The following is a 12,856-nucleotide window of genomic DNA, read 5'->3' as shown; positions in this document are numbered from 1 at the left end:
TAGAACGTGTGTTCGACTGGCCGGGTGCGATGGGATCGACAGCGGGCGGACGGCGGCGAGCCGGTACTGCCCGGATTGGACGGGCTGCTGCGTTCGGTGCGCACACCCGAGTTCGACGGCGTCACCTTTCACGAGGTGCACGCCAAATCCGTGCTGAACAAGGTGCCCGAGGGCTCGGGTGTCCCGTTCGGATGGACGGTGAACCCGTATCGCGGTTGTTCGCACGCGTGCACGTACTGCTTGGAGGGCGCGACACCGGTCCTGATGGCCGACGGCAGGACGAAGGCGCTGGCGGAGCTGGCGCCCGGCGACGCGATCTACGGGACGCGCGGGCGTGGCGCGGGGCGACGCCTGGTGCCGACGAAGGTCCTCGCGCACTGGTCGACGCTGAAACCGGCGTACCGCCTGACCCTCGACGACGGGACGTCCATCGTGGCCAGCGGCGACCACCGGTTCCTGACCGGTCGCGGCTGGAAACACGTCACCGGCACCCGGTTCGGCGCGGCGCAGCGGCCGCATCTGGTCGGCGGCACCGAACTCGTCGGCGTCGGCAAGCTCGCGCGCACCCCGGACGACAACCTCGGCTATCGCGCCGGATATCTGTGCGGGATGCTGCGCTCCGGCGGGTTCTCCGCCGAGAAGGACGCCGCGGACCGCGCGCTTCGATACCTGCCCGATTTCGGCGCGTCGGTCGGCTTCGTGCAGGTGCCGCCGTCGCCGGATTCCCATTGGCTGCGCGGATTCCTGGCCGGGTTGTTCGACCTCGCCGGGAGCTACCGGCACGGCGCGTTGCGCGTCACCCATGACGAACAGGACATCGTCTCGACCTTCTGCACCGCGCTGGGGAACTTCGGCTTCCGTTACGTCAGAAGCGAGAATGCCAAGTTCCGTCCGTTGTGGACGGTGCAGATCCTCGGCGGGCCTTCGGAGGAGGTGCGGTTCTTCCAGCTCGCGGACCCGGCCGTCGGCTGGAAACGGTCGCTCGACGGCCTCCCCATCGGCCGGACGAGGCGGAAGGTGACGTCGATCGAGCCGCTGGGCATCGAGCTGCCGTTGTTCGACATCACCACCGGCACGGGCGACTTCATCGCCGACGGCATGGTCACGCACAACTGCTTCGCCAGGAACACCCACACGTATCTGGACTTCGACGCCGGACGCGATTTCGACACGCAGGTGGTCGTGAAGGTCAACGCGCCCGAGGTGCTGGCCGCGCAGCTGCGGCGGCCGAGCTGGACACGCGAGCACGTCGCGATGGGCACGAACACCGATCCCTACCAACGCGCCGAGGGCCGGTACAAGCTGATGCCGCGCATCATCACCGCGCTGGCCGATTCGGGCACGCCGCTGTCGATCCTGACCAAGGGAACCGTGCTGGCGAGGGATCTCCCGTTGCTGGAGTCGGTGTCGAAGGACGTGCCCGCCGGGCTCGCGATCTCGCTCGCGCTGCTGGACGAGGAGCTGCAACGCCGCCTCGAGCCGGGGACGCCGGGCCCGCGGGCGAGGCTCGACCTGATCCGCAAGGCACGCGACGCCGGGCTGCCGTGTTCGGTGCTGGTCGCGCCCGTGCTGCCGTACCTGACCGACTCGGTGGCCGCGCTCGACGCGCTGTTCGCCAGGCTGGCCGAGGCCGGTGCCACCCGGGTCACCGTCCTTCCGTTGCATCTGCGGCCGGGCGCGCGGGAATGGTTCGCACGCTGGCTCGGCCGGGAACATCCGGTGCTGGTGCCGAAATACCGCGAGCTGTACTCGCGCGGCGCGTATCTGCCGAAGTCCTATCGGGAACGGCTCGGCGCCAGGGTCGGCCCGTTGCTGCGCCGCCACGGCTTCGGTTCCCGTGCGGATGAAGGGGAACGGATGCAGGTGACGATGCCCGTGCAGCGTTCGGAGGAGGCGGTGATTCCGGCGGCCGAGCAACTGAAACTGCTGTGAGGTGCCCCGCGGCTCCCGCGCTCCGCCAGGTGCGTTCACCTGCGACGATGGCGCGTTGCGAAAGCCACTTTCGCAGCGCCGCCGGAAGCTCACAGCCGGCCGGGGCGGCGCATGCCACTTTCGCCTCGTGTGGCCGAAAGTGTGTCTCCTTTCCGCGCCAACCGCGGGAACGGCGTCCCGTTGCCCGTCACGCACTGTGAATTTTCTTACCGCACAACGGATTCGGCCGTTCGGCGCAGTGGCTTGGCGGAAAACCTTTTCGTGCCTAATCTCAACGGGAGGAAGGCGAGGAGGTGCCTGTTGACCACCCGTACGGATCGCACCGCCGCTGTCCGCATCGCCTGGGCCGCGACCAAGCTGACCAGAGCGGGCAGACACCCCATCGCCATAGGAAGACTCGCCGCCACCGTCGGCATGGACCCGGCCGAAGCCCACCGGTTGATGGACCTGATGGGTTTCGTCATCCGCGACGGCCTGGTCGTGATGGACCGCGGCTCGCGCCCGGCCGAACGGGCCGGCTCCGACCGGTACCGGGTCGACCTGTTCCTCCTGGCCGTCGCCACCGGCGAACCGGTGCACGCGGACGCCGTCTGCCCGGCGACCGGCGCGCGCGTCCGTGTCCACTTCACCCGCGAGCGGGTCTTGAGCGTCGACCCGCCGCATGCCGTGGTCGCCGCGTCACGGCTGTCCGGGATCGACCTGGCCCTCGGCCAGGACTACGTCGAGGCGCTGGTCTGCACGGAGTTCTTCGCGTCGAAGGAGGCGGCCTCGGGCTGGCTGCTGGAGAACATCGACGGCCGGGTCCTGTCCGTGCCCGGCTATCTGGCGCATACGCGGCGGATGGTCGCGGCGCTGGAGGCCTGGCCGACGATCTGAGAACACCTGGTCGCGAGGCATCCGGGGCGATTCGTTAGCCTTTGACGTCGGCGCGGAGCAGTCGAACCGCAGCGCCGTCGAATCGCAGAATCGTGATGCCGAAGGAGAGCACCCGCAGTGCTTCGCACCCACAAAGCCGGCACCTTGCGTGCCGAGCACGCCGGTCAGACGGTCACCCTCACCGGATGGGTGGCTCGGCGGCGCGATCACGGCGGCGTCATCTTCATCGATCTGCGCGACGCCAGCGGCGTGAGCCAGATCGTCTTCCGCGAGGGCGAGATGGCCGAGCGCGCCCACCAGCTGCGCTCCGAGTACTGCGTCCGCATCGTCGGCGAGGTCTCGAAGCGGCCCGAGGGCAACGCCAACGCCGAGATCCCCACCGGCGAGATCGAGGTGCTGGTCACCGAGCTCGAGGTGCTGTCCGAGGCCGCCGTGCTGCCGTTCCCGATCGACGACCGGGTCGACGTCGGCGAGGAGGTGCGCCTCAAGCACCGCTACCTCGACCTGCGCCGCAGCGGCCCCGCGGCCGCGATGCGCCTGCGCAGCGAGGTCAACCGCGCCGCCCGCGAGGTGCTGCACGCCCAGGAGTTCGTCGAGGTCGAGACCCCGACCATGACCCGCTCCACCCCGAGGGTGCCCGCGACTTCGTGGTCCCGGCCCGGCTCAAGCCCGGCTCCTGGTACGCGCTCCCGCAGTCGCCGCAGCTGTTCAAGCAGCTGCTCATGGTCGGCGGCCTCGAGCGGTACTACCAGATCGCGCGCTGCTACCGGGACGAGGACTTCCGCGCCGACCGGCAGCCGGAGTTCACCCAGCTCGACATCGAGATGAGCTTCGTCGAGCAGGACGACGTCATCGCGCTCGGCGAGGAGATCGTCACCGCGCTGTGGAAGCTGATCGGCGCCGAGATCCCGAAGCCCTTCCGTCGCATCACCTACGCCGAGGCGATGGAGAAGTACGGCTCGGACAAGCCGGACCTGCGCTTCGACCTCGAACTCACCGACATGACGGCGTTCTTCGCCGACACCCCGTTCCGCGTGTTCCAGGCGCCGTACGTCGGCGCCGTCGTGATGGCGGGCGGCGCCGACCAGCCGCGCCGCACCCTCGACGCCTGGCAGGACTTCGCCAAGCAGCGCGGGCACCGCGGCCTCGCCTACATCCTGGTCAACGAGGACGGCACGCTCGGCGGGCCGGTCGCGAAGAACCTGTCGGAGAAGGAGCGCGAGACGGTCGCCGAAGCGGTCGGCGCCAAGCCCGGCGACTGCGTCTTCTTCGCCGCCGGCAAGCCCGCCGACGCGCGTGCGCTGCTGGGCGCCACCCGGCTCGAGATCGGCAGCCGTCTCGGCCTGATCGACGAGAACGCCTGGTCGTTCGTCTGGGTCGTCGACTTCCCGATGTTCATCTCGGCCGAGGAGTCCGACGACGTCGCCGTCGGCGGCGGCAAGTGGAAGGCATTGCACCACGCCTTCACTTCGCCGACCCCGGAGTGGATCGGCAAACTCGCCGACGACCCCGGCAACGCGCTGGCCTACGCCTACGACATCGTCTGCAACGGCAACGAGATCGGCGGCGGCTCGATCCGTATCCACCAGCAGGAGCTGCAGAAGCAGGTCTTCGAGCTGATGGGCCTGTCCGAGGAGGAGGCGCAGGAGAAGTTCGGCTTCCTGCTCGACGCCTTCGCCTTCGGCCCGCCGCCGCACGGCGGGATCGCGTTCGGCTGGGACCGGATCGTCATGCTGCTGGCCAAGGCCGAGTCGCTGCGTGACGTGATCGCGTTCCCGAAGACCGGTGGCGGGTACGACCCGCTGACCGCCGCTCCCGCGCCGATCACCGCGGAGCAGCGCAAGGAAGCGGGCATCGACGCCAAGCCCGCGCCGCCCGTCAAGAACTGATGCTCCACCTCAGGGCCGTGTGCCCGCCGGACCGGACCGACGAAGCGATCCGGATCCTGCGGGCACACGCCGGGACCGCACACCTCGTCGTGCATCGCGGGGTGGCGGTCGCGCCGGAGGGCGACCTGATCGAGGCCGACATCGCCCGCGAGGCGACCGACGAGATCGTCGAGTCGCTGTGCGGACTCGATCTCGACCACACCGGCGGCATCACGCTGGAAGCGCTGGACACCGCGGTGTCCGACGCCGCGGACAAGGCCGAAGAAACCGCGCCGGGTGAAGGCGCGGACGCGGTGGTGTGGCAGGAACTCGTCGGCCGCTCCGGCGAGGAGTCCCGGCTCACCTGGACATTTCAGGCATTCCTGACCATCGCGTGCCTGCTGGCGTCGGTCGGCGTCATCACGAACTCGGCCGTCACCATCGTCGGCGCCATGGTCGTGGGGCCGGAATTCGGGCCGCTGGCGGCCATCGCCGTCGGGTTGGTGCTCCGGCGGGGAGATCTCGTGAAGCAGGGCACCGTCGCGCTGCTCGGCGGTTTCCCGATCGCCATGCTGATCACCCTCGGTGTCGTGCTCGTGGGCAACGCGACCGGAGTGCTCGAAGTCAGCAAGCTGGCCGAGAACCACGAGGTGGATTTCGTTTACCAGGTGGGAATCCCGTCACTGATCGTCGCGCTGCTCGCCGGCGCCGCGGGCATGCTTTCCATGACGTCGGCCAAATCCGCCGCGCTCGTGGGCGTGTTCATCTCGGTGACGACGGTGCCCGCGGCCGGCTACGCGGTGGTCGCGGCGGTTGCCGGTCAGTGGGAACGGTGCCTTTATTCGGCGGGCCAGCTGCTGGTCAATCTCATCGGAATCGTTGCAGCTGCGGCCATTGTGCTGACATTGCGCCGTCGTGGGCAACGATCGAGGGTGACGGAACGTCCGCTTTCACGCGGATGATCCCCGGATCGCGCCAGTGCGCGCGATTGCCCGGATCTCAGTGGTCATGGTTGCTCAGTCACGAGTAGGGTCGGTGGCAATGACAGTCGATACCTCCTCTGCCGACGATTCGACCGTCGGAGCTGGAGCCGAAACCCTCGCCGTCGCGGCCGCGGTCGCCGCCGGCGAGTCGGTCCTCACGCGCCGATTCGGCAGCGCGATCACCCTCGTCGCCCCCGAAGACCTCGCCGGCAGCGGCCCGGCCACGGTCGTGCGGGCGCGGGTGGCGTCGTCGCCGTTCGCGCTGCCGCGCACCCTGGTCATCAAGCACTACCCCGATCCACCCGAACCGGGACGGCCCGATCCGTTCGCGCAGGAGGCGGTCAGCTACCAGCTGTTCACCGCGCTCGCGCCGGAGGACCGGATGTGCCCGGAACTGCTGGCCCACGACGGCCGGGACCGGGTGCTGGTGATCGAGGACCTCGGCGGCGTCCCGACACTGCACGACAAGCTCCACGCCCGTGACGCCCGCGGCGCCGAACGAGCGCTGCTGTCCTGGGCGCGGTCGCTGGGCAGGCTGCACGCGACCACCGCGAGCCGCGAGCCCGATTTCAACGCGCTGCTGCGCCGTCTGGGCGGTCCGGTCAAGAACGAGGACGCGCCGCTGCCCGCGGTCTGCGCGCAGCTGCCGGGACTGCTGGAGGAAGTGCTCGACGTCGAGACGCCGGAGCCGGTGCAACAGCGGGTCATGGAGGTCGCCGGGCGGGCGGGCGCGCCGTCGTACCGAGCGTTCAGCCCCGTCGACCTCAGCCCGGACAACAACCTCGTGACCAGTGGCGGAGTGCGGTTCCTCGACTTCGAACGCGGCCGGGTGCGCAGCACCCTGATGGACGTGGCGTACCTGCGGCTCCCGTTCGCGTCGAGCGCGGACGCGCTGGCCCTGCCGCCGGGGATGAGCGAGGCGATGATCGCGGCCTGGCGATCCGAGGTCGTCTCGGTCTGGCCGGGGCTCGCCGACGAGGACGCGCTGGCCGAGCACCTGATGGACGGTCAGCTGCTCCTGCTGTGGGTCCTCACCTGGGAGATCCTCCCGGAGCTGGATCTGGACCGGCACGCCACGCCGATCAGCCGGGAGGCCGCGCTGGTCACCTGGTGGCGTGAGCTGGCCAAACACTCGCTGCGTGCCCGGCTGACGCATATCTCCGAGCACGCCACCCGGGTCGCCGCGGCCCTCGGCGCCAGGCTCGGGCCGCACGCCGACCTCGCGTTCTATCCGGCCTTCCGGTAACCGCCGCACGGACTTTTCGCTCGACCGTCCTCGCCGCGTTACCCAGGCATCACCACGGGTGAGTCTGCGTGGCCGATGGTGGCTACCGTGACCGTGATCAGTGTCGAAGTCACTCCGAGTCCCGAACCCCTCCTTCCTCCCGCACCGGCCGTCCCGCGGTCCGCTCGCAGACTGGTCGTGCTCGGCGATTCCACGGCCGTGGGCCTCGGCGACCCGCTGCCGGACCGGGGCGGCTGGCGCGGGGTCGGCCCGCTCGTCGCCGACGCGCTCGGCGTCGAGCCGGACGGCTACCTGAACCCGTCGTTCACCGGAGCGCGCATGGGCTGCGTGCTGACCAAGCAGCTTCCGGAGGCCGTGGCGCACCGGCCGGACGTCGCGCTGGTGGTGGCGGGTATGAACGACACGCTGCGCCCCGATTTCAGCGCCGAGAAGATCGCCGCGGACCTCACCGAGGTGATCCGTTCGCTGGCCGCGGTCGGCACCGTCGTGGTCCCGGTGCGCTACCACGACCACGGGAAGGTGTTCCGCCTCCCGCAGTCGCTGCGGCGCGCGTTGAGCCAGCGGGTGGCCGAGCTGAACGCCGCCATCGACGGGGTCGTCGAACGCGAGGGCGTGCCGTGCCTCGACCTCGAACTGCTGCCCGGCGCCTACGACCTCACCGCGTGGAGCGTCGACCGGCTGCACCCGTCGGAACTCGGGCACCGGATGCTGGCGGCCGGGTTCACCGAACGGCTCGCCGAGGCCGGGTTCGCGGTGCCGCGGCCGGTGAGCCTGACCTGCTCGGGAGGCGTGGAGCCGAGTACCGCCGGGCACGTCGGCTGGCTGGTGCTCAAGGGCATCCCGTGGGTGTGGCGGCGGGGCCGCGAGTTCGTGCCGTACGCGGCCGTGATCATGTGGCATTCGTTCCGGGAGCGGCTGCGCTGACCTGTGGCCGGAACCGTCGGTGGGTACGGCTACCGTCGACACCGTGGCACAGGACGAACTCTTCACCGTGAACCCCGACCTCGGTCCGCCGCCGGAGCCGGCCGAGCCGAGGGACGTCGCTGTTCCAGCGGGCTCGCCGCTGGCGGTGCGGATGCGGCCGCGGTCGCTCGACGAGGTCGTCGGCCAGCAGCACCTGCTGCGTGAGGGCGCGCCGCTGCGGCGGCTCGTCGAAGGCGCGGCCCCCGCTTCCGTGCTGCTCTACGGCCCGCCGGGAACCGGCAAGACCACGCTGGCGAACCTCGTCTCGGCCGCGACCGGCCGCCGGTTCGTGGCGATGTCGGCGCTGTCGGCCGGGGTGAAGGAGGTGCGCGGGGTCATCGAAGAAGCCCGCCGCCGCCGGAACTACAACGCCGAGAACACCGTGCTGTTCATCGACGAGGTCCACCGGTTCTCCAAGACCCAGCAGGACGCCCTGCTCGGCGCGGTGGAGGACCGAACGGTGCTGCTCGTGGCCGCCACCACGGAGAACCCGTCGTTCTCGGTGGTCTCGCCGCTGCTCTCGCGGTCGCTGGTGCTGCAGCTGCGGCCGCTGACCGACGCCGACATCGTCGAGCTGATCGAGCGCGCGCTGGCCGACGAACGCGGTCTCGGCGGCGAACTCACCCTGACCGAGGACGCGCGGGACCATCTGGTGCGGCTGGCCTCCGGCGACGCGCGGCGAGCGCTCACCGCGCTGGAAGCGGCGGCCGACGCGGCGAGCGCGACCGAGGCCAAGACGATCGATCTCGCCATCGTCGAGTCCACAGTGGACAAGGCGGCGGTGCGCTACGACCGCGACGGCGACCAGCACTACGACGTCATCAGCGCGTTCATCAAATCGATCCGCGGGTCGGACGTGGACGCCGCGTTGCATTACCTGGCGCGGATGATCGAGGCGGGGGAGGACCCGCGGTTCCTGGCCCGGCGGCTGGTGGTGCACGCGAGCGAAGACATCGGCATGGCCGACCCGACGGCGTTGCAGTCGGCCGTCGCGGCGGCGCACGCCGTGCAGTTCATCGGTATGCCGGAAGGCCGTCTCGCGCTGGCGCAGGCGACCGTGCACCTGGCGACGGCGCCGAAGTCGAACGCCGTCATCACCGGGATCGACGCCGCGCTCAGCGATGTCCGGTCCGGGCGGATCGGGACGGTTCCGCCGCATCTGCGTGACGGGCACTACGCGGGCGCGGAGAAGCTCGGCAACGCGAAGGGCTACCGGTATCCGCACAACGTGCCGGAAGGTGTTCTGGCGCAACAGTATCCGCCGGACGAGCTGGTGGGGCGGGACTACTACGAGCCGACGCAGCGCGGGGCGGAGCGGACATTGCACGAGCGGGTGCCGAAGCTGCGGCGAACCATCCGCGGTGAGCGTTAGTCCGCATTCGGGGCAGGCAGGGCCTTTGGTGCGCGGGATCTGGGCCCGGGCGAGGATCGGTGGTCGGGTCGGGCTGCCGGCTGTCGCGCCTTGCAGGGGGAGATCTTCGGTTGGGTGGCTCGGCCTCCGCACGGTTGTGTGGTCGGTCCGGTCGTGTGCGGCTGGGGCTTGATCAACGGAGGATCGGGGACGTTGAGTGTCCCGGATCTTCCGTCGATCAAGGTTCGGGTGCCTTTGACGGGTGCTGGTTCTTTCGGTCGTGACTGGCCCGTTGGCGATGGGCTGTGTGGGTTTTGGGACTTAAGCCCACACAGCCGTGCGTGATCGGTCGGGTCAGGAAGGGTGGCTAGTGAACGGCCGGACCTAGGCATTGGCTGTAGGCGGGCATGCCGAGGAGCCCGTCGCCTGGTGGCTGGCGGGCTCCTCGGGCCTATACGTGGTGCAGGGTGTTGCGCCGGGGTTGTCGGAGCGGATCCCGGTATTGGGGTGGGATGAACTTGGGTAGGCCGTCGGCGGCCATGCGTACTTCCCAGTCGCCGTGGTGGATTAGCCGGTGGTGGAAGCTGCAGAGCAGGACCAGGTTCCGGAGATCCGTCGGCCCGCCGTCTACCCAGTGCTCGATATGATGAGCGTGGCAATTCTTGGGTTTCCGATGACAACCCGGAAAGGCGCAGCCACCGTCACGGATGTTCAACGCACGTCTCTGGCCGGGTGTGACGAATCTTCGCAGGCGTCCCATATCGAGGGGCTCACCCGAGGCGCTCATGACGACCGGGAGCATGAGGCAGTCGCAGGCCGCGAGCCTCGCTTCCCGCGCGGTCATCGTCCCGACGAAATCCAAGCAGGCAGTGCCTAGGCCGGATTTGAGTTCTTCGAGTCCGATGGTGACGTTCACGAGGGTGCGGTAGCCGCTGGTGCCGGGTTGGTCGGGGCAGGCGATGGCCAGGTCGAGGAGGTCGGCCCAGGCGTCTCCCATGCGTTCGCATTTCATCCGCAGGTCGGCTTGGCCGAATTCGTCGACTGGCCGTGGCTGGGCGTGCGCTTCCAGGGCGGCGGCGGTGCGTGCACCGGTTTCGTCGTCGAGGAGGCCGGTGAGTTTCCAGAAGCCGTCTTTGCGGCGTTCCAGGGTGATCTCGCGGCGTGGTTCCTTAGGTTCGGGGTCCTTGGGTTCCTTGCCGTCCGGGTCGAGCCAGCCCAGCAGGTTCGCCTCAGCTTTGGTGAGCTGTGCGGGTCCGGCGTTCGGGGCCAGGTCGGCGAGGATCTTCTCCGCGTTCGCCCGATCCTCGGCAGAGGTATCGGCGGGGAGTCGTTTCAGGATCTCCAGGATCTGGTCGATCCGCTCGTTCCCGACCAGTCCCGCGGCGGCGACCGCGGCGGTGGCAGGAGCAACGGCGGGGACTTCGGTGCCGTCCAGAGCGCGGGTGGGGTTCAGGGCGATGGCCCGCTTCACCACCGCACCGGCCTCACCGCGGGACAATCCCGCCATCTCCGCAAACCAGCTGGCCGTGCTGCCATGGCCGTACAAGTCTTTGACGCCCCGAGATTCGATCTCCGCCAAGAACTGCCCCAGCGCGGCGGTCGCCATCCGGATCACCTGCAAGGACTGCTGCACGCCATGAGCAAGCTCCAGCTTGCCAGCGCGCCACAGTTCCTGCGGCAGTTCGGGGAGGAAGGTCTCGGACACGCCTCCATCATACCCGAAGAATTCGAACACGTGTTCGTAATTTTAAGCAACCAGCGAAACGTGCGAACAACACTGAAGAGTGAAACGGTCGTCAACGTCGAATCACCTTGGGCAACCCCCGCATTTAGCCGACTAAATGCGAAGGGTGGTGCCGCAGTCAGTCGACTAAATGCGGCGAGCGCACAAAGCTCACGAGGCCGAAAAGGTAAAGCCCGCTTGAGAACCCCTTGATCCCACCCTGGGCAGCTCGACCACTCCCGTTGGTCTCACCGTCGCGAGCCGAACATGTCCGTCGGCGAGTATCCGCGCATGGAAATCCCCAGGGGCGGTGTTCCCGACGCGCTGGCCTCGCGTCTCACGATGGCCGAACAGCACGAATTCCTCAGCCGCCGCACGATTCTGAAGGGCGCCGTCCTCGCGGCCGGTCCGCTTCTCTTGCAGGGCACCGCGTATGCCGACGGCGACAAGGTCGTCCCGGCGGGGCGGCATCTCGCGTTCGGCCGGAATCCGCGGACGTCGATGCGGGTCGCGTGGCAGGTGCCCGCGCCGGTGCGGAAGCCGTTCCTGCGCATCGCCGACGCGCATGGCGGCTGGAGTCACCGCATCCCGGCCGAGGTCCGCGCGCTGCATTCCGAGGTCGCCGGGGTCATCGCGCCGTACGACCAGTACTACCTGCACGCCGAGGCCGACCATCTCTGGCCCGGCCACACCTACCGGTACGCCGTCGGGCATGAGGGCTTCGACCCGGCTTCGGGCGACGGCGGCCCCGCCGCGATCTCGACCTTCACCACCGCGCCCGCGCGGGGGATCCCGGCGGGCAAGTTCACCTTCACCGCGTTCGGTGACCAGGGGGTCTCGACGACGGCGCTCGCGCAGGACGGCGCCGTCGCGCGCCAGAACCCGCGTTTCCACCTGCTGGCGGGCGACATCGCGTACGCCGATCCGAGCGGCGCGGGCAAGCCGCCGGGGTCCAAGCCCGACGCGGACCACGATCTCTTCGACCCCAAGGTCTGGGACGCCTACTACCGTCAGATCGAGGGCGTCGCGGCGTCGGTGCCGTGGATGGTCACCACCGGCAATCACGACATGGAGGCCCTCTACTCGCCCGACGGCTACGGCGGCCAGGTCAAACGCTGGGACTTCCCCGGCACCGGCCCGCACGACTGCCCCAGCGTGTACTCCTTCATCTACGGCAACGTCGGGGTGATCTCGCTCGACGCCAACGACGTCTCCTACGAGATTCCCGCCAACCTCGGCTACTCGCACGGCTCCCAGACGGCGTGGCTCAAACGCCGCCTGCGGTATCTGCGGTCGCAGCCGGACGTCGACTTCATCGTGGTGTTCTTCCACCATTGCGCCTACTCGACGACCAACCAGCACGCGTCCGAGGGCGGCGTCCGCGAGCAGTGGGTCCCGTTGTTCGACGAGTACCGGGTCGATCTCGTGATCAACGGGCACAACCACATCTACGAGCGCACCGACGCCCTGCGCGGCGGCAAGGTGACCCGTGAGGTGAAGATCGGCGACACCGTCGAGCCGGACCGCGACGGCACCGTGTACGCGACCTGCGGTGGCGGCGGGAAGAGTCTCTACAGCTTCCCCGTGCCCGACACGTTCGCGGGGGAGTTCCAGTCGTATCACTGGGTCCAGGGCGGCGAGAAGGTGACCGAGACCGTCTCGTGGTCGCGCGTGCGCTACACCGGATACTCGTTCCTCGCGATCGACGTCGAGCCCGCCTGGCCCGGCCGCCGGACGACGCTGACCGTGCGCACCCTGCGCAACGATGGAGCCGAGATCGACCGGTTCACGCTCAGCCGCACCGCCGGTCTTCATCGGCCGGGGCACGCGGCCCTCGGCGCCGACCCTGGCGACGTATAACGACCTACACGGTTCCGCATGGTGGGACTCGGTGCCATATCGTGGACCGGAGAC

The 12,856-nt window shown here is 69.4% G+C and carries 8 protein-coding genes and 1 pseudogene; 8 read left to right on the top strand and 1 reads right to left on the bottom strand.

Annotated elements, in window-relative coordinates; genetic code table 11:
- Positions 1–24: 24 nt before the first annotated feature.
- From MJQ72_RS03395 to MJQ72_RS03365, 7 genes and pseudogenes are all read left to right on the top strand, one after another.
- Complete coding sequence (locus MJQ72_RS03395; protein WP_240597566.1) at positions 25–1,932, top strand: intein-containing Rv2578c family radical SAM protein; 1,908 nt, start codon at positions 25–27, stop codon at positions 1,930–1,932.
- Positions 1,933–2,232: 300 nt separating this feature from the next.
- Entirely contained in the window at positions 2,233–2,808 is a 576-nt protein-coding gene (gene merB, locus MJQ72_RS03390) for an organomercurial lyase (protein ID WP_240597563.1), read from the top strand.
- Between the two features lie 117 nt (positions 2,809–2,925).
- Positions 2,926–4,697, top strand: a pseudogene (gene aspS, locus MJQ72_RS03385) (aspartate--tRNA ligase).
- A complete protein-coding gene (locus MJQ72_RS03380) occupies positions 4,697–5,638 on the top strand; it encodes a DUF389 domain-containing protein (RefSeq protein ID WP_240597553.1) in 942 nt (313 codons plus the stop codon). Before aspS ends, MJQ72_RS03380 begins: the two are co-directional and overlap by 1 nt.
- A 79-nt stretch (positions 5,639–5,717) precedes the next feature.
- Positions 5,718–6,905: a phosphotransferase gene (locus tag MJQ72_RS03375; RefSeq protein ID WP_240597550.1), complete on the top strand. Its 1,188-nt coding sequence runs from the start codon at positions 5,718–5,720 to the stop codon at positions 6,903–6,905.
- 75 nt (positions 6,906–6,980) lie between these two features.
- Positions 6,981–7,829, top strand: coding sequence for an SGNH/GDSL hydrolase family protein (locus MJQ72_RS03370; protein ID WP_240597548.1), 849 nt, complete (start codon positions 6,981–6,983; stop codon positions 7,827–7,829).
- Between the two features lie 43 nt (positions 7,830–7,872).
- Entirely contained in the window at positions 7,873–9,240 is a 1,368-nt protein-coding gene (locus tag MJQ72_RS03365) for a replication-associated recombination protein A (protein WP_240597545.1), read from the top strand.
- A gap of 430 nt (positions 9,241–9,670) precedes the next feature.
- Here MJQ72_RS03365 and MJQ72_RS03360 read toward each other — a convergent pair whose 3' ends face one another.
- The gene (locus MJQ72_RS03360; RefSeq protein WP_240597543.1) at positions 9,671–10,924 is read right to left on the bottom strand and encodes an HNH endonuclease signature motif containing protein; all 1,254 of its coding nucleotides are present in this window, start codon (positions 10,922–10,924) and stop codon (positions 9,671–9,673) included.
- 309 nt (positions 10,925–11,233) lie between these two features.
- Between MJQ72_RS03360 and MJQ72_RS03355 the strand changes: the two genes are divergently transcribed.
- On the top strand, positions 11,234–12,802 hold the full coding sequence (locus tag MJQ72_RS03355; RefSeq protein ID WP_240597540.1) for a metallophosphoesterase family protein: 1,569 nt from the start codon (positions 11,234–11,236) through the stop codon (positions 12,800–12,802).
- Positions 12,803–12,856 lie beyond the last annotated feature (54 nt).

The sequence above is a fragment of the Amycolatopsis sp. EV170708-02-1 genome (assembly GCF_022479115.1).
Lineage (GTDB): Bacteria > Actinomycetota > Actinomycetes > Mycobacteriales > Pseudonocardiaceae > Amycolatopsis.
This window is presented reverse-complemented; position numbering and strand designations above follow the sequence as displayed.